The 17,206-nt window shown below is 69.2% G+C and carries 14 protein-coding genes; 13 read left to right on the forward strand and 1 reads right to left on the reverse strand.

Annotation, left to right across the window (positions count from 1 at the left end; all coding sequences use genetic code 11):
* Positions 1-44 precede the first annotated feature (44 nt).
* The 13 genes from glmS to IEY07_RS23105 all read left to right on the forward strand — a co-directional run bounded on the left by glmS (position 45) and on the right by IEY07_RS23105 (position 15,479).
* On the forward strand, positions 45-2,039 hold the full coding sequence (gene glmS, locus IEY07_RS23045; RefSeq protein ID WP_188898348.1) for a glutamine--fructose-6-phosphate transaminase (isomerizing): 1,995 nt from the start codon (positions 45-47) through the stop codon (positions 2,037-2,039).
* A gap of 8 nt (positions 2,040-2,047) precedes the next feature.
* Positions 2,048-2,398: a holo-ACP synthase gene (locus IEY07_RS23050; RefSeq protein WP_188898350.1), complete on the forward strand. Its 351-nt coding sequence runs from the start codon at positions 2,048-2,050 to the stop codon at positions 2,396-2,398.
* A gap of 18 nt (positions 2,399-2,416) precedes the next feature.
* The gene (locus tag IEY07_RS23055; RefSeq protein WP_188898352.1) at positions 2,417-3,859 is read left to right on the forward strand and encodes an NAD(P)H-hydrate epimerase; all 1,443 of its coding nucleotides are present in this window, start codon (positions 2,417-2,419) and stop codon (positions 3,857-3,859) included.
* A 14-nt stretch (positions 3,860-3,873) separates the two neighbouring features.
* On the forward strand, positions 3,874-5,040 hold the full coding sequence (alr, locus tag IEY07_RS23060) for an alanine racemase (protein WP_229670570.1): 1,167 nt from the start codon (positions 3,874-3,876) through the stop codon (positions 5,038-5,040).
* On the forward strand, positions 5,037-6,176 hold the full coding sequence (locus IEY07_RS23065; protein ID WP_188898353.1) for an alpha/beta fold hydrolase: 1,140 nt from the start codon (positions 5,037-5,039) through the stop codon (positions 6,174-6,176). The genes alr and IEY07_RS23065 overlap by 4 nt, the downstream gene beginning before the upstream one ends.
* A 241-nt stretch (positions 6,177-6,417) precedes the next feature.
* The gene (locus tag IEY07_RS23070; protein WP_229670572.1) at positions 6,418-8,439 is read left to right on the forward strand and encodes a DEAD/DEAH box helicase; all 2,022 of its coding nucleotides are present in this window, start codon (positions 6,418-6,420) and stop codon (positions 8,437-8,439) included.
* Positions 8,436-9,464, forward strand: a complete 1,029-nt coding sequence (gene tsaE / locus IEY07_RS23075) for a tRNA (adenosine(37)-N6)-threonylcarbamoyltransferase complex ATPase subunit type 1 TsaE (RefSeq protein WP_229670573.1) — start codon at positions 8,436-8,438, stop codon at positions 9,462-9,464. The genes IEY07_RS23070 and tsaE overlap by 4 nt, the downstream gene beginning before the upstream one ends.
* A complete protein-coding gene (tsaB, locus tag IEY07_RS23080) occupies positions 9,457-10,128 on the forward strand; it encodes a tRNA (adenosine(37)-N6)-threonylcarbamoyltransferase complex dimerization subunit type 1 TsaB (protein WP_229670575.1) in 672 nt (223 codons plus the stop codon). Before tsaE ends, tsaB begins: the two co-directional genes overlap by 8 nt.
* Positions 10,125-10,595, forward strand: coding sequence for a ribosomal protein S18-alanine N-acetyltransferase (gene rimI, locus IEY07_RS23085; RefSeq protein WP_188898359.1), 471 nt, complete (start codon positions 10,125-10,127; stop codon positions 10,593-10,595). Before tsaB ends, rimI begins: the two co-directional genes overlap by 4 nt.
* Positions 10,588-11,652 carry a tRNA (adenosine(37)-N6)-threonylcarbamoyltransferase complex transferase subunit TsaD gene (tsaD, locus tag IEY07_RS23090; protein WP_188898361.1) on the forward strand — a complete coding sequence of 355 codons (1,065 nt, stop codon included), beginning with the start codon at positions 10,588-10,590 and terminating at the stop codon, positions 11,650-11,652. The genes rimI and tsaD overlap by 8 nt, the downstream gene beginning before the upstream one ends.
* Before the next feature lie 114 nt (positions 11,653-11,766).
* Positions 11,767-13,026 carry a cytochrome P450 gene (locus tag IEY07_RS23095; RefSeq protein WP_188898362.1) on the forward strand — a complete coding sequence of 420 codons (1,260 nt, stop codon included), beginning with the start codon at positions 11,767-11,769 and terminating at the stop codon, positions 13,024-13,026.
* A 37-nt stretch (positions 13,027-13,063) separates the two neighbouring features.
* A complete protein-coding gene (locus tag IEY07_RS23100) occupies positions 13,064-14,290 on the forward strand; it encodes a cytochrome P450 (RefSeq protein ID WP_188898364.1) in 1,227 nt (408 codons plus the stop codon).
* Positions 14,291-14,330: 40 nt separating this feature from the next.
* On the forward strand, positions 14,331-15,479 hold the full coding sequence (locus IEY07_RS23105; RefSeq protein WP_229670576.1) for a THUMP-like domain-containing protein: 1,149 nt from the start codon (positions 14,331-14,333) through the stop codon (positions 15,477-15,479).
* Here IEY07_RS23105 and IEY07_RS23110 read toward each other — a convergent pair.
* Positions 15,472-17,142, reverse strand: coding sequence for a S49 family peptidase (locus tag IEY07_RS23110; protein ID WP_188898366.1), 1,671 nt, complete (start codon positions 17,140-17,142; stop codon positions 15,472-15,474). The genes IEY07_RS23105 and IEY07_RS23110 overlap by 8 nt on opposite strands.
* Positions 17,143-17,206 lie beyond the last annotated feature (64 nt).

A 17,206-nucleotide genomic window follows, 5' to 3' on the forward strand; every position in this document is an offset into this window, starting at 1 on the left:
CGAACGTTCGAATCGCCCCGCCGACCGCGGGTATCCTGACCGGCATGTGCGGCATCGTGGGTTACGTCGGTCCGGCGCCGGCCGCCGACATCATCCTGGCCGGGCTGAAGCGGTTGGAGTACCGCGGCTACGACTCGGCGGGGATCGCCGTCGTGACCTCCGACTCAGGCACCGGCTCAGGCACCGACTCAGGCACCGGCTCAGGCACCGACTCAGGCACCGGCTCAGGCACCGACTCAGGCACCGACCGCGCAGCCGACCGACCGGGCAGGCGGATCGAGCTCGTCAAGCGAGCCGGAAAGATCGCCAACCTCGCTGAGGTGCTGCAGTCCGAACCGATGCCGGCCGACGGTGTCGGGATCGGGCACACCCGGTGGGCGACCCACGGTGTACCGAACGATCTCAACGCCCACCCGCACTTGTCGTACGACGGCCGCGTCGCGGTCGTGCACAACGGCATCCTCGAGAATCACGCGCTGCTGCGCGCCGGGCTCGCCGAGGCCGGCATCACGACGGTCTCCGACACCGACACCGAGGTCGCGGCGCATCTGCTCGCCCAGGAGCTGGCATCCGGCCAGGACGGGGCAGGTGCAGACGGGGCAGGTGCAGACGGGGCAGTCGACCTGGCCGGGGCGATGCGGGCGGTCTGCAACCGGCTGGACGGGGCGTTCACCCTGGTCGCGGTGGACCGGGACGATCCGCGGGTCGTGGTCGGCGCCCGGCGCAACTCGCCGCTGGTGGTCGGAGTGGGGGACGGCGAGAACTACCTGGCCTCGGATGTCGCGGCCTTCATCGACCACACCCGGGACGCCATCGAACTCGGCCAGGACCAGGTCGTGGAGATCCGAGCCGACGGTGTGCGGGTGACAGGCTTCGACGGCGCCCCGGCGACGACGACCGCCTACCACGTCGACTGGGACACGTCGGCAGCGCAGAAGGACGGCTTCGACTGGTTCATGCGCAAGGAGATCTACGAGCAACCGAAGGCGGTCGCCGACACGTTGCTCGGTCGCTATGACACCGACGGCTCCCTGCGGCTGGACGAGTTGCGGATCCCGGAGTACGAGCTGCGCCTGATCGACAAGATCATCATCGTCGCCTGCGGGACCGCCTTCTACTCCGGTCTGGTGGCCAAGTACGCGATCGAGCACTGGACCCGGATCGCCTGCGAGGTCGAGCTGGCTCACGAATTCCGCTATCGGGACCCGATCCTCTCCGGCCGCACCCTGGTGGTCTGCATCAGCCAGTCCGGCGAGACCGCGGACACACTGATGGCGATCCGGCACGCCTCCGAGCAGGGTGCCCGGGTGCTGGCGATCTGCAACACCAACGGTTCGACGATCCCGCGAGAGTCCGATGCGGTGATCTACACCCATGCCGGGCCGGAGATCGGCGTCGCCTCCACCAAGGGATTCACCACCCAGCTGACCGCCTGCTACCTGCTCGGTCTCTATCTGGCCCAGGTGCGCAGCACCCTGTTCGGCGACGAGATCGCGGTGTTGATGGCCGAACTGGAGCGGATGCCGCAGACCATCCAACGGGTGCTGGACGAGGCCGAACCGGTGCTCGAGCTGGCTGCTGATTTCGCCGATCAGCCGTCGGTGCTGTTCCTCGGCCGGCACGTCGGATACCCGGTCGCGCTGGAAGGTGCGCTGAAGCTGAAGGAGCTGGCCTACATCCACGCCGAGGGATTCGCGGCGGGCGAGCTCAAACACGGTCCGATCGCCTTGATCGAGGACGGGCTGCCGGTCTTCGTCGTCGTACCGCCGCAGGGCCGCGACATGTTGCACGACAAGGTCGTCTCCAATATCGCCGAGATCCGCGCCCGCGGCGCGCTGACCGCGGTGCTCGCCGAGGAGGACGATGAGGCGATCCCGGCGCTGGCCGACGTCTGGATCAGGCTGCCGAAAGTGTCGACCCTGCTGCAGCCGCTGGCCGCGATCGTGCCGCTGCAGCTGTTCGCCTGCGAGCTGGCGACCCGCAAGGGCCACGACGTCGACCAGCCGCGCAACCTGGCCAAGTCCGTCACGGTGGAGTAGGTGATCCGGTGATCGTCGGTGTCGGGATCGATGTCTGCGATGTCGATCGGTTCGCGGCTGCCATCCAGCGTCGGCCGGGTCTGGTCAAGCGGCTCTTCACCTCGACCGAGGCGACCCGGCCGGTCGCGTCGCTGGCGGCCCGGTTCGCCGCCAAGGAAGCGCTGGCCAAGGCGCTCGGCGCCCCCAGCGGATTGTCCTGGCTGGATGCCGAGATTCTGACCGACGACGAGGGTAAGCCGTCCTTCGCGATCACCGGGACCGTCGCCGCCCGCGCCGCCGCCCTGGGTGTCGGTGCGATCCACGTCTCGTTGTCCCACGACGCCGGGATAGCCTCGGCGTTCGTGATCTGCGAACGCTGACGCCTACAGGAGTTGATCATGCTGACGGCCTATCCGGTGCACGACATCCGCCGGCTCGAAGAGGCGGCGATCGCCGCCGATCCGCGCCGCGATCTGATGCAGTACGCCGCGGGCGCCCTGGCATCGGTGATCGCCGACGAGTTGGTCGAAGGCCGGGGGAGGGTCTACGGGGCGCAGTTGTTGATCTTGGTCGGGCCGGGGAACAACGGCGGTGACGCGCTCTTCGCCGGCGCCCGGCTGGCCCGGCGCGGTGCCTCGGTCACGGCGGTGCCTCTGGTCGGTGCGCCGCACCGAGCAGGCATGGACGCCTTGGTGCATGCTGGCGGCCGAGTCGTCGGCGGAGCCGCCGACGTTGAAGCTGATCTTGGTCGCTACGACCTGGCGGTGGACGGGATCTTCGGCATCGGCGGTCGGCCCGGGCTGCCGGATCGCGTTGCCGGGCTGGTCTCCCTGCTTGATCATCATGCAGTACCGGTGATCGCAGTTGATCTTCCTTCCGGGGTCGATGCCGACACCGGCGCGGTGCCGGGGGCAGCGGTCCGGGCCACGACGACGGTGAGTTTCGGAGCCAGTAAACCCAGCGAATTCATCCAGCCGGCAAGAGATCATGCGGGGCGCGTCGTCCGGGTCGATCTGGGTTTCGAGGCCGATCAGGCGGTCACCGAGCTGCAGCAGCTCGATGTCGACGATCTTGCAGCCTGGTGGCCGTACCCGGGTGCGAAGAATGACAAGTACTCCCGCGGCGTGGTGGGAATCGACGCCGGGTCGACGCAGTATCCCGGTGCCGGGATCCTGGCCACCCATGGCGCGGTCTACGCCGGTGCCGGCATGGTCCGCTTTCACGGCAGTGACGAGGCACGGCGGGTGCTGACGGCCGACCTGCCTAATGTCGTCTACGCCGACGGGCGGGTCCAGGCCCGGTTGTACGGCTCGGGCTGGGGCGAGCGGGAGGACGGCGCCGAGGTGATCGCCAAGGGCCTGGCCGACGGCCTGCCGGCCGTGGTGGACGCTGACGGGCTCCGGCACCTGCCGGACGGCGGCCTGGAGCCGAGCTGGCTGCTGACGCCGCACGCCGGTGAGTTGGCCCGGCTGCTGGACTGCGAACGATCCGAGGTCGAGGCCGATCCGGTCGGTGCCGCACATCGTGGCGCGGACCGCACCGGCGCGACCGTGCTGCTCAAGGGTGCCACCCAGATCGTCGCGCAGCCGGGGAGACGCTCAGTCCTGATCGCCGTGCCCGGCCCGGCCTGGACGGCGCAGGCCGGCTCCGGGGACGTACTGGCCGGAATCTGTACGACCCTGCTCGCGGCCGGGCTTCCGGCACCCCGCGCCGCCGTCCTGGCGGCTTCACTGCAGGCGGTCACCGCGGCAGCCCTGCCCGGACCGGTCCCGCCGCACGAACTCGCCCGCGAAGCGGCACGGACCCTCGGCCGGTTGCAGCAGTCGGCTGCGCCTCGGTGACTCGGGAGTTGATCATGGACGAGTCAATCATGGACGGACTGACCTCGGGTATTGATCCGGACACCGCGTCGGCCGATGTCGATCTTGCGGCGTTCGCCCGCAATCTGCACCGGATCCGTGATCATGTCGGCGTGCCGATCATGGTCGTGGTCAAGGCGGAGGCGTACGGGCACGGCATGATCAACTGTGCCCGGGTGGCCCGTGAGGCCGGTGCGGAGTGGCTCGGTGCGGCGACCCCGACCGAGGCGTTGCGGGTGCGGGCCGCCGGCGATCAGGGGCCGCTGCTGTGCTGGCTGTACGGTCCGGACGAGGATCTGGAGGCCCCGGTCGCCGCCGACATCGACGTTGCGGCCCACCATGCCGACCAGCTGTCGCAGCTGGTCGCCGCGGCCGGTGCGGTGCAGCGTACGGCCCGGGTGCATCTCAAGATCGACACCGGCCTGTCCCGCAACGGGGCCTCGTACGCTGACTGGGAGACGTTGTGTGCGCTGGCCGCGGAAGCGGAGGAGACCGGTGCGATCCGGGTCGCCGGCATCTGGTCGCACTTCGCGTCGGCCGACGAGCCCGGCGATCCCTCGATCGCCCGCCAGCAGAAGGTGTTCGCCGACGCGCTCGCTGTGGCTGAGCGGCACGGGCTGCGTCCCGACGTACGGCATCTGGCCAATTCCGCAGCGGCGATCACGCTGCCGGAGGCCCGCTACGACCTGGTCCGGATGGGTATCGCCAGCTACGGTATCGAACCCGCGCCGGGACTGGCTCGTGACGCCGGCCTGGAACTCGAGCCGGTGATGACGTTGCGCGCCAGGCTGGCTGCGGTCAAGCGGATTGCCAAGGGCGACGGGGTGTCGTACGGGCACACCTGGATCGCCGACCGGGACACCGTGCTGGGCCTGGTCCCGCTGGGTTACGGCGACGGCATCCCGGTGCACGCCAGCAACTCGGCCGAGGTCCTCGTCGGCGGCCGTACCGTCCCGATCCGCGGTCGGGTCTGCATGGACCAGTTCATGATCGATCTAGGGCCTGGAGCGAGCGCGCAGGTGGGCGACGAGGTGGTGGTCTTCGGCCCCGGCCCCGGACCGACCGCGCAGGATTGGGCGCTGGCGTGCGGCACCATCGGATATGAGATCGTCACCCGGATCGGCGTCCGGGTGCCGCGGAACTATCGCCGAGGAGGAGCATGAGCCGGCGCGAGGGGATCGGTCTGGCAGCCGGAGTCGCCGCGTTGGCGCTGGGCGGGGTGGCAGCCGGTTTCCGGCTCGAGCGGGAACTGATCGGCAAGCGGTTGCGACCTGCCATCGGCGGTGCCGATGCGGAGCCGTTCTTCGCGCTGCGGTCCGAGGGCCGTGAGGTGGAGACCATCGATGGCGTGAAACTGCACGTGGAGGTCGACGAGCCGGACGATCAGGAGGACGCCGACGGCTCCCGCCCCACGTTGGTGTTCCTGCACGGCTACGCGCTCAGCCTTGACTGCTGGTATTTCCAGCGCCGGGATCTGCGCGGCAAGTATCGGATGATCTTCTACGACCACCGGTCGCACGGCCGGTCCGGGCGGTCCTCGGCCAGCCTGTCCCGGATCTCTCAGCTGGGTGCGGACCTGACCCAGATCCTGCGTGAGGTCGCAGGCCCGGGCCCAGTGATCCTGATCGGCCACTCGATGGGCGGCATGACCGTGATGGAGCTGGCCCGCCAGCATCCGGAATGGTTCGGAGCGACCGGTCCGATCGACGGGGTGGGGCCGATCATCGGGGTAGGCCTGGTGTGCACCTCCAGCGACGACCTGCTCGACCGGCACCCGGTGCGGGGGCTTCCGGGTCGGCTGCTGGCACGGGCGGCCGTCCCCGCCATGGCCGCACTGAACCGGATTCCGACCGTGGTCGAGCAGACCCGGCAGGCCGGTTCCGATCTGGCCTGGCTGCTGACGGGGCTGATGACCTTCCCGTCACCGGTGCCGCCGGCCTACGTGAAATTCGTCGGAGAGATGCTCGCCCAGACACCGCTGGATGTGATCGCCGATTTCTATCCGGCCTTCGCCGATCTCGACGAGTCCGAGGCGCTGCGGGTGATCAACCAGCTGCCGACGGCGGTGGTCGGGGCCAAACAGGATCTGGTCACGCCCTTCCGGCACACCGAGCTGATGATCGAGGAACTTCCCAATGCCGATGTGCTGATCCTCGATCCCTGCGGACACATGGCGATGATCGAGTACCACGAGCGCGTCACTCGCGTCCTGGCGAACCTGGTCACCCGGGCAACCGGTGGTGACGGCGGTGATCGCGTGCAGGCGATGGAGGCGTCCCGCGGCTTGCCGCCGAGCTGACACAGGTCCTGTGCCTGCATGCGCTGCCCGGATCCGATCTCGATTCGGTTTCTGCGGCCCGGCCCCGTAGACTGGCTGTCAGCGGGTCGGTGTTGATCCACCGCGATCCCGCTTCCCATCCGAACCCAACTCCTTGCAGTTGCGGCGCGCCCGCGCCCGGGGTTCGACCACGATGCGTGCGTCCTTTCAGGGGCGCGTGCGCCCCGATCACCGGAAAACCGCCGGTGAAGAAGAGAGATTCATGCCATCCGGTAAGTCCGAGGGCGCCAAGCGCCCGAATCCGTCGCGCTCCCCGCGTTCCGACTCCTCGTCGAAGAAGCGCCGTTGGAGCCCCGAGGAACGTGCTGCCAAGGGCCGCCGTCCTCGTCGTCGCGGTGGTGTCCAGTCCGATTTCGAGCCGCGTTCCGAGTCGCGCGACACCCGTCGTGCCGGTTCGTGGGGACGATCCGACCGCGATGTCACGGCGCAATCCTCCCCACGGGATCGGTTCGAGCGTGACGACCGGCGTGACGACCGGCGCCGCTTCGACCGTGACGACCGACCGCGCTTCCAGCGCGATGACCGTTCCCGTTACGACCGCGACGATCGTCCCCGTTACGACCGCGACGACCGTTCCCGTTACGACCGCGACGATCGGCGTGCTGACCGGCGCGACGACCGTCCCCGCTTCGATCGTGACGATCGCCGGACCGACCGTCCGCGCTTCGACCGTCCCCGCTTCGATCGCGACGACCGCCGGACCACTCGCGTCGAGCGCACCCCCGTCGAGCGAACCCCCGTCGAGCGAACCCCCGTCGAGCGAACCCCCGTCGAGCGAACCCCCGTCGATCGAACCAGCGCTCCGGCAGCCGTGGTGACGGCGACCGACTTCGCCGAGCTCGGCGTCGATGCGGTGCTGGTCGACCGGCTCGCCGAGGACGGCATCACCACACCCTTCCCGATCCAGGCCGCGGCCATCCCCGACGCGGTCTCCGGCCGCGACGTCCTCGGCCGGGGGCGTACGGGCTCGGGCAAGACGCTCGGCTTCGGCCTCCCGCTGCTGACCCGCCTGGCCAAGGGCCGTCGGCCCGGTCGCTCACCCCGCGGCATCATCCTGCTGCCGACCCGCGAACTTGCCACCCAGGTCTCCGATGTGCTGGCCCCGCTGGGCCGGGCTCTCGGCCTGCGGACCGTCCTGGTCGCCGGCGGCATGTCCTACACCCCGCAGTTGCGCAGCCTCGAGCAGGGCGTCGACGTCGTCATCGGCACCCCCGGGCGGATCATCGACCTGATGGACCGGCAGGCGCTGGAGCTGGATGCGATCGAGATCACCGTCCTCGACGAGGCCGACCACATGGCCGATCTCGGCTTCCTGCCCGAAGTCACCACCATTCTCGACGCGATCCCGGCCGACGGCCAGCGGATGCTCTTCAGCGCCACTCTGGACCGCGGCATCGATCGGCTGGTCGCGACTTACCTGACCGATCCGAGCACCCATGAGGTGGACGGCGCCCAGGCCTCGGTCGACACCATGACCCACTACCTGCTGCCGATCGCGCCGGCCGACAAGAAGTCGATCACCGCCGAGATCGCCAACCGGGACGGCCGAACGGTGATCTTCGTACGCACCCAGCTGGGCGCCGACCGAGTCGCCGAGGAGCTGCGGAACTCCGGTGTGATGGCCGGCGCGCTGCATGGCGGGCTGCCACAGGGCGCCCGGAACCGTACCCTCGAGGCCTTCAAGAACGGCTCGTTGCCGGTCCTGGTGGCGACCGACGTCGCGGCCCGCGGCATCCACGTGGACGAGGTCGGTCTGGTCCTGCAGGTCGATCCGCCGGCCGATGCGAAGACCTACCTGCACCGTGCCGGCCGCACGGCACGTGCCGGCGAGACTGGTGTGGTGGCCACGCTGGTGCTTCCCGACCAGCGTCGGCAGGTTCGTCGGCTGGCCCGCGATGCCGGTGTCGACGCGATCGAGCTGAAGGCCCGGCCGGGCGATGCCGACCTGGCCGAGGCGACCGGTGCGGCCGAGACCAGCGGCGACTACATCAGCAGCCGCGACTACGAGAAGTTGATCGCGCCGCGTTCGGATCGCGGTCCGCGGTCCGGCAACAGGCGCGGCGGGTTCAATCGGTCCGAGGGCGGCTTCAACCGGTCAGGTCGCGGACCGGGCGGCCGCTCCAACCGAGGCCCCGGCAACGGCAAGCCGAACGGCAAGGCCGGCAGCGGCCGGTGGAGCTCCGACGGTCGTCCGGAACGGACGGCCTACCATAGCGGGCGATGACCGACCAGCCCGCGATCGACGGCCAGCTCACGACTGAGGAAGAGCCGTTCCCGACCTACTACCGCGCCACTGCCGAGCATGCTGCCGGCATGGTCGAGGTGATCCACGCGGCCTTCGGCGCCCGACCGCCGCTGGATCCGCCGTCCACCGCTGACGCCGAGACCGCCGAGACGGTCGCCGAGGCGCTGGCCCGGGGTACCGGTGTGTACGCGACGGTGTCCGGGCGCCCTGCGGGGGCGATCATCGTCGAGCGGGACCATGATCACGGCGACGGCCGGACCGGCGTGCTGCGCCGGGTGTCGGTGCACCCGGACTTCCAGCGGCACGGCATCGCATCGGCCATGGTCGTCGAGGCCGAACTGCTGGCCGCCGAGCTCGGCTGCGTGCGGTTGGAGCTCTTCGCCCGCGGCGAATTCCCGGAGTTGATCAGCTACTGGCAGCACCGCGGTTTCGTGATCGACCGGCAGGCGCCGTACGGCGTGATGCTGGCCAGACAACTGCCGCGCCGGGTCGTGGTGCCGGCCGCTGACGACATGACAGCACTCGGCGCTCGGCTGGCCGCCCGACTGCGGCCCGGCGACGTGATCATCGCCACCGGTGATCTCGGCGCCGGCAAGACCACGCTCACCCAGGGTATTGGTGAGGGTCTTGGCGCGGCTGGACCGATCATCTCGCCGACATTCGTGTTGTCGCGGATCCATCACGCGGCCGAGGGTCGTCCTGATCTTGTGCATGTCGACGCCTACCGGCTGTCGAGCGCCGATGAGTTGGAGGATCTCGATCTCGAGGAGACTCTCGACCGGTCGGTCACCGTCGTCGAGTGGGGCGAGAACGTCGCCGAGATCCTCAGCCCCGACCGGCTGCAGATCACGGTGCTGCGCAGCGCCGATCCGGACGACGACACCCGGACGGTGTTGATCACCGGTGTCGGCGACCGCTGGACGCAGGCCGATCTCGACGAACTGGGCCTTGACGACCTTGAGCTCGGCCGGCTGGATGTGAATGGGGCGGTTGCCCGTGGCTGATCGGCTGACGCTGGGGGTGGACACCTCGACCCAGGTGCAGGTCGGGCTGTCCGACGGCAAGCAGGTGCTCGCCAGCAGGACCTACGACGATCCGAAACGACACGTCGAACAGCTGGCGCCGCTGTTGTCGACCATGATCACTGAGATCGGCCTCGACGTCACCGCGGTGACCGGGATCGTCGTCGGCGTCGGACCCGGTCCGTACACCGGGCTGCGGGTCGGCATCGCCACCGCGCGGGTCCTGGGCTCGGTTCTGGGCGTCAGGGTCCGCGGCGTCTGCAGCCTCGACGTGCTGGCCGTGCAGTGGCAGCGCGGCGAACGCCCCGATGGCGACTTCCTGATCGCCACCGACGCACGCCGCCGGGAGGTCTACTGGGCCCGCTACGGCGCCGACGGCGTACGGGTCGACGGGCCGTCGGTCGGCAGGCCGGACCAGTTGCCGGCGCTACCGGTCGCCGGGCCGGCGGGCCTGGTGCATCCGGAACTTGCCTCGGCCGACCGGACCCGGCTGGACGGGCCGACCCGGCTGGACGGGGGCGTACTGGCCCTGGCCGGACCCGAGCTGCCGGATGCCGGTATCGAGCCGCTGTATCTCCGCAGCCCCGATGCTGCTCCGCCGGGACCGCGGAAGTCGGTCCTTGCCCATCCCCGGGCACTGCGATGACCGCCATCGCGACGCTCTCCACCGGCCCCGCCGGTCTTGGTGATCTTGATGCCATCCTCGGGCTGGAGCGGGCCGGGTTTCCGGCGTCCGAGCAGTGGAGTCGCACCAGCTGGCAGTCGGAGCTGGCCGGCGAGTCCCTACGAGTGCTGGCGGCACGCGATGATCTGCTGCGCGGCGTCATCGCCCTGCGGTTCGGCCCGGACGTTTGTGATCTTGACCGGATCGTGGTCGATCCGCAGCAGCGTCGGCAGGGGATCGGCAGGTCCCTGCTGGCTTCCGGCCTTGAGCTGGCCGCGACCCGAGGCGTACAAGAGATGATCTTGGAAGTGCGGACCGACAATGCAGCGGCGATTGCGCTCTACCGGGCGTACGGCTTCGCGCAGCTTGCGGTCCGCGGTGATTACTACGGCCCCGGTCGGGACGCGATGATCATGGGCCGACCGGTAGGAGGCGATGATCATGAGTGAGCCGTTGATCCTGGGGATCGAGTCCTCCTGCGATGAGACCGGCGTCGGCATCGTCCGTGGCAACCAGCTGCTGGCCAACGAGGTTGCCTCCAGCGTCGAGGAACACGTCCGTTTCGGTGGGGTCGTGCCGGAGGTGGCCAGCCGGGCCCACCTCGAGGCGATCGTGCCCACCATCGAACGGGCCCTGAAGACGGCCGATGTCGATCTTGGTCAGCTGGACGCGATCGCGGTCACCGCCGGTCCAGGGCTGATGGGCGCCCTGGTGGTCGGGATCGCCGCCGCCAAGGCGCTCGCTCTTGCCACCGGAAAGCCGTTGTACGGGGTCAATCATCTGGCCGGTCATGTCGCGGTCGACCTACTCGAGCACGGACCGCTTCCGCAGCCCGCGGTCGCCCTGCTGGTCTCCGGTGGGCACACCTCGCTGCTTCGGGTCGACGATGTGGCGACCAAGATCATCGAGATCGGCGCCACCATCGACGATGCGGCGGGGGAGGCGTACGACAAGGTCGCCCGGTTGCTCGGCCTGTCCTACCCCGGTGGGCCCGTGATCGACCGGATCGCCAACGGCGACGGCGATCCGCAGGCGGCCGGCGACCCGACTGCGATTCGCTTCCCGCGTGGCCTGACGGCGCAGAAGGACCTGGTCAAGCATCGCTTCGACTTCTCGTTCTCCGGTCTGAAGACCGCGGTCGCCCGCTGGGTCGAGCTGCGGCAGCGGGACGGCCTGGACATCCCGCTGGCCGACGTCGCCGCCAGCTTCCAGGAGGCTGTCTGCGACGTGCTCAGCGCCAAGGCGATCGACGCCTGTCAGTCGTTGGGTGCCGAGGATCTGCTGATCGGTGGCGGCGTGGCAGCCAACGGCCGGCTGCGCGTCCTGCTCGCCGAGCGGGCCGAGGAGCGGGGCATCCGGCTGCGTCGGCCGCGGCCAGGATTGTGCACCGACAACGGCGCGATGATCGCGGTGCTCGGCGCGCAGATGGTCTCCCGCGGCCTGCCGCCGTCGGCACTGGACTTCGCCGCCGATTCGACCCTGCCCGTCAGCCGCCCACTGGTCTGACCCGGGCCGTCCCTGAGTCAGGGAAAGATCCGTGACATTCGCCGTTTGCGCCGGCTGCCGATCGCGTCAGGATGGATCCTGACGTTCGGGGAGTGGATGCGGAAGGGCGGGACGATGGCGATCGGGCGACAGCAGCTGGCGTTCATCAAGGAGCTGTACGGGACGCGTTTGCGAATCTCGTACCACGCCTATGTCCGGCGGGAACCGGCCGCGCTGTTGCACCTCGAGCCCGGTCGGCAGGACCCGTACCCGATCTACCGGCGGATCCGAGAACGAGGCGTACTGGCGCCGACGCCGCTGGGCAACTATGTGACCGCAAGCCATGCGGCCTGTGACGAGGTGCTGCGCTCGCGCAGCTTCGGCGTCGGCCAGGACGGCCGGGACGCCCAGTTGTCGCTACTGGATCTCGATCCACCGGACCACACCCGGTTGCGTAGGCTGGTGGCTCCGGATTTCACCTCCCGGAAGATCCCGGCCTTCGGTCCGCGGGTGCAGGCGGTCGTCGACGATCTGATCAGGACCGTGCCGCGGGACCAGCCGTTCGATCTGGTGTCATCGCTGGCCGCCCCGCTGCCGATCGCGGTGATCACTGATCTGCTGGGCATCCCGGACGCCAATGCCGAGGAGTTCGCGATGCACGGGACCCGCTTCGGCAGTGCCCTGGGCGGGATTCAGTCGATCGCCCATGCCCGCGAGCTGGCTGCGACCAGGGCACGCTTGGCGGAGATCTTCACCGAGATCTTCGAACTCCGCCGGCAGCATCCCCAGGACGACCTGATCGGTCGGATCGTCGCGGCCAACGAGAATTCTCCGGAGGCCGTACGACCCGAGGAGATGGTGCCGCTGTGCACGCTGCTGCTGATCGCCGGCTTCGAGACCACCGTCAACCTGATCGGGAACACGGTGCTGGCGCTGCTGTCTCATCCCGACCAGTGGCGGCTCTTCACCGAGCAGCCGGAGCTTGCCGAACAGGTGGTCGAGGAAGGATTGCGCTACGACCCGCCGGTGCAGCGCACCGGACGGGTCGCGATGAGCGACACCGAGGTGCTCGGTCGGCCGGTCGCCAAGGGTCAGTTCGTGATGACCGCGCTGGGTGGGGCCAACCGGGATCCCGCCGCCTTCGACGATCCGGACCGATTCGACATCAACCGGTCCAACGCCAACGAGCACCTGTCCTTCTCCGGCGGCATCCACTATTGCGTCGGCGCCCCGCTGGCGCGGCTGGAGGCGGCGATCGCCCTGCGGGCCATTGCCACCGAGTTTCCCGATCTGCGGGAGGCCGGCAAGCGGGTACGCCGCCCTGGCAGCCTGATCCGCGGTATTCAGGAATTCCCGGTCCTTGTGCCGGCGGCGCGCAGAACCACTATCGTGTGATCATCGGCTCGACTCAGCCGTGTCGACGGGGGCGTCCATGGTGATCGATCGACAGCTTCTGCGTTTTGTCCGGGACTTCTCCAGCTATCGGATTCGCTTGTACGGCAACGGCTATCTGCGCCGCGACCCGGTCTCGTTGATCCAGCTGAGAACCGGTATTGAGGATCCGTATCCACTCTACGAGCGGATCCGCGCGAAGGGCAGGATGGTGCGCACGGCGATGAACGGGATGGTCACTGTTGATCATCGGATCAGCGACCAGATCCTTCGGTCCCGCAGTTACTCCGCGGCCACCAAGGAGGCCAAGGAGGCCGGACTTTCCTTGCTCAGCATGGATCCGCCCGATCACACCCGGTTGCGCGAGGTGATTGCCGGCGACTTCACCGCCCGCAGGATCGCCGACTACCGGCCGCTGATCGCCTCGGTCGTGGCGAAGTTGATCAAGGATCTGCCCAGGGATGAGCCGTTCGATCTGATCAGCACGTTCGCAGCTCCGCTGCCGGTCGCGGTGATCACCGAACTCTTCGGGATCCCCGATGCCGACGCCGACGAGTTCGTCCGGCACGGAACCGAATTCGGCAGTGCGATCGGCGGCATCCAGTCGTTGGCGCATGCGCGCCGGCTGCTGGCGACCCGGGAGCGGCTCGCCGAGATCCTGGACAAGGTCATCCAGCAGCGCCGACGGGAGCCCGTTGACGACATGATGTCGCGGATCGCCAACGCCGACGGTCAGGTGCGGTCCGATGAGCTGATGCCGTTGTGCACGCTACTGCTGATCGCCGGTTTCCAGACCACCGTCAACCTGATCGGCAACACCGTGCTGGCGCTGCTGTCCAACCCAGGCCAACGTGAGTTGCTCGCCGACCATCCGGACCTGGCCGGTCAGGCGGTCGAGGAATGCCTGCGCTACGACGCACCGGTACAGCGAAGCGCCCGACTGACGACGACCGCCGTCGAGATCGGCGGCACCCAGGTGCCCGCAGGGGAGACGATCGTGATCGGCATCGGCGGTGCCAACCGCGACCCGGCTGTCTTCGCCGACGCGGACAACTTCGACATCACCCGGCCCAATGCCAAGGACCACCTCTCCTTCTCCGGCGGCGCTCACTACTGCATCGGCGCTCCACTGGCACGGCTGGAGGCGACCGAAGCCGTCCGCGAGATCATGACGGCCGCCCCCGATCTGAGGATCGCCGGGCCGCTGGAGCGCCAGCCCGGTGGACTGGTGCGTGGTCTGCGACGGTTCCCGGTGGCGGCAGCCTGAGAGACCGGGCCCGAGGTGCGCAGCGCACTACAGTCGGCGTGTGTATCCCGAGCCGCTGAGTCGTGAGGCCCTCGCCGCTGCCGGAGCCGAAGCCGACCCGCGATCGCTGGCCGCCGCCGAAAGGATGCGGCGCCACTATCCGCCCGAGGTGGCGGCAGCCGCCTTGGAGCAGGTCGTGCTGCGGGAGCGCGCTCGCACCAAGTTCGCCGACCGGGCCGAGAATCTGTTCTTCACCCGGGACGGACTGGAGCAGGCGACCAGGCCGTCGGTCGCAGCCCATCATGCCGCTCGCTTGGTCGCTGCCGGCGTACGCCGGGTTGTCGATCTCGGGTGCGGGATCGGCTCGGATGCGCTGGCGTTCGCCGCCGCCGGCCTGGAGGTCGTCGCGGTCGAGATCGACGAGCGCACGGCCCAGGTCGCCCGGGCCAATCTCGGTGATCGCGCCGAGGTGATCACCGGCGATGCCGAGCAGATCGGGCCGGAGCTGGTCCGAACGGGTGACGGTGTCTTCCTCGATCCGGCCCGGCGCAGCAGCGCGGGCCGCTTGTGGCGGACCGAGGATTTCATTCCCCGCTGGGGATTCGTGACCGGGATCCTGACCGGCCGGTGCGCTGCTGGCGCGGTTGCGGTGAAGCTCGGGCCGGCGCTGCCGCACCGGGAGATTCCAGCGGGTGTGGAGGCGGAGTGGGTCAGTGACCACGGCGAGACCGTCGAGGTCTGCCTGTGGTCCGGAGTCCGGTCCGAGCCGGACAGCAGAGCAGCGCTGATCATGCCGGATCACCGGATGGTTGCGCGCCCCGGGCGACTGGCGGTCGCCCCGCCGGGCCGCTACGTCTACGAACCCGACGGCGCCGTGATCCGGGCCGGGGCGATCACTGTGCTCGGTGATCAACTCGGCGCCTGGCTGCTCGACGACCAGATCGCCTATCTCAGCGCCGATGAGTTGATCAGCACGCCGTACGCGACCTGCTTCGAGATCAGCGAGTCGCTGCCATACAACGAAAAGCTGCTACGTCGCTGGATTCGTGATCATCGCGTCGGCCGGCTGGAGATCAAGAAGCGCGGAGTCGATCTCGATCCGGCGCAGCTCCGCAAGCGGCTGAAGCCGTCCGGTGACCAGCAAGCGACCATGATCATCTCCCGGACGCGGTCGGGCACGTTGGTGCTGGTCGGGCAGCGGATCAGCTGATCTCGAAGCGCCACGGCATCGTCAGCACACCACCGGGCTCGATGCCGATCGCCTGGGTCACGGTCTCCAGCAGGCCGGCGGGTCGGCCGGTGGTGAGCGCGGCTGCCGGTGACTCACTGGATTCGGCCGGGCGTATCCGGGCCAGCATTGGCACCTGCGGGAAGCCCTGGACCCGGACATGATCAAGATCGGCGCCGACCCGGCGACAGGCTTCGACGACCGCATCCTGGAAGCCACCGAGCTCGTCGACCAGGCCGCGTTGCTTGGCATCTGCGCCGGTCCAGACCCGGCCGTGGGCCAAAGGCTCGAGGGTGTCGTAGTCCATACCGCGATCGTGGGCGGCCTTGTGGGTGAAGTCGTCGTAGATCAGGTCGAGCCAGGCCTCGTAGCGGGCCCACTCCTCGTTGTCGAAGCGGCGGATCGCGGAGAACATCGTCGCCGGGCGGTCGCCGATGGCCTCCTGTGTGACGCCGATCCTGGTGAGCGTCTCCTTGATCACCACCTTGCCACCCAGGACGCCGATCGAGCCGGTCAACGTGCTCGGCAGGGCGATGATCGTGTCGGCGGCCATCGAGACGAAGTAGCCGCCAGAGGCCGCCAGAGCCCCCATCGAGGCGATCACCGGACGACCGGACTTCTGGACCCGGAGCACTGCGTCGCGGATCACATCGGAGGCGATGTAGGAACCGCCGGGGCTGTCCACCCGGAGCACGACGGCGCGGACCGAATCGTTCTGGGACGCGGCGCGCAGCGCGGCGATCACATGATCGGAGCCTGCCTGCGGCCGGCCGCCGGGAAGCTGCCTGTTGGCGCGACCGGTGATGATCGCGCCCTCCACGTCGACGACCGCGATGATCGGCCGGCGCCGGGAGCGCACGACCCGGCGGATGGCCTGTTTGGTCGAGGTCGACCGCGAGTAGCGGTGGGCGAAGACCAGCCGCAGTTCGTGATCCTCGCCGGCGCCGAACTCGTCCCGTACGGCGTCGTAGACGTCGGCCCGATAGCCGAGGTGGTCGACCAGCCCGCGGTCCACGCCCTGCTGGGCCGTCAGCGGTGCGGCCTCGATCGCCGCGCGGACCTGGTCCGGACCGAGTTTGCGTCCAGAGGCGGTCGCCGCGACGACCTGCTCGGTCATGGACGTGGTCATCCGGCCGGTCATCTCCCGGTTCGGCTCGCTGATCTCGGTCGAGGTGTACATCTCGGCCGCGGTCTTGAATTCCTTGCGCTGGCCCATCTGGGGTTCGGCGCCGATCTTGTCCAGCGCGCCGCGGATCGTGGTGACGCTCAGGCCGATGCCCAGCAGACCCACCGCGCCGCTGGGCTGCAGCCAGATCTCGTCGGCCACCGCGGCGAGGTAGTAGCCGGCGGTGCCTGGGCCGGGGTCGCCGAAGGTCTCGGTCCAGGCGATCACCTTGCGTCCGGACGCACGAAAGTCGGCCAGCGCAATGCGCAGCTCCTCGACCTGCCACAGCGACGGGCCCGGCGTGACGTGCACGACCGCCCCGACGACGTCGTCGTCCTTGGCGCCCTGCCGTAGACCGGCGACGACCGTGGTCAGCCGTGGAACCATCCGGGAGCGTACGGCACTGACCGGATCCTTGGGATCGGTGCTCTGCAGGCCGAGTCCGAGGTCGATCTCCAGCACCACCGGCTTCTTGTCCATGCAAAGAACCTAGTGCCGGCCCACAACCATCCGGCCAGGTGATGGGACGATGATCGTCAGCCGC

Origin of the sequence: Microlunatus endophyticus, assembly GCF_014646195.1 — a bacterium.
Classification (GTDB): domain Bacteria; phylum Actinomycetota; class Actinomycetes; order Propionibacteriales; family Propionibacteriaceae; genus Microlunatus; species Microlunatus endophyticus.

Bases quoted from the DNA above. Each gene is read 5' to 3' on its own strand.
- tsaE (WP_229670573.1), top strand. From the start codon at position 8,436: ATGACCGACCAGCCCGCGATCGACGGCCAGCTCACGACTGAGGAAGAG.
- alr (WP_229670570.1), top strand. From the start codon at position 3,874: ATGGACGAGTCAATCATGGACGGACTGACCTCGGGTATTGATCCGGAC.
- IEY07_RS23095 (WP_188898362.1), top strand. From the start codon at position 11,767: ATGGCGATCGGGCGACAGCAGCTGGCGTTCATCAAGGAGCTGTACGGG.
- IEY07_RS23055 (WP_188898352.1), top strand. From the start codon at position 2,417: ATGCTGACGGCCTATCCGGTGCACGACATCCGCCGGCTCGAAGAGGCG.
- IEY07_RS23100 (WP_188898364.1), top strand. From the start codon at position 13,064: ATGGTGATCGATCGACAGCTTCTGCGTTTTGTCCGGGACTTCTCCAGC.
- IEY07_RS23065 (WP_188898353.1), top strand. From the start codon at position 5,037: ATGAGCCGGCGCGAGGGGATCGGTCTGGCAGCCGGAGTCGCCGCGTTG.
- rimI (WP_188898359.1), top strand. From the start codon at position 10,125: ATGACCGCCATCGCGACGCTCTCCACCGGCCCCGCCGGTCTTGGTGAT.
- glmS (WP_188898348.1), top strand. From the start codon at position 45: ATGTGCGGCATCGTGGGTTACGTCGGTCCGGCGCCGGCCGCCGACATC.
- IEY07_RS23070 (WP_229670572.1), top strand. From the start codon at position 6,418: ATGCCATCCGGTAAGTCCGAGGGCGCCAAGCGCCCGAATCCGTCGCGC.
- IEY07_RS23110 (WP_188898366.1), bottom strand. From the start codon at position 17,142: ATGGACAAGAAGCCGGTGGTGCTGGAGATCGACCTCGGACTCGGCCTG.
- tsaD (WP_188898361.1), top strand. From the start codon at position 10,588: ATGAGTGAGCCGTTGATCCTGGGGATCGAGTCCTCCTGCGATGAGACC.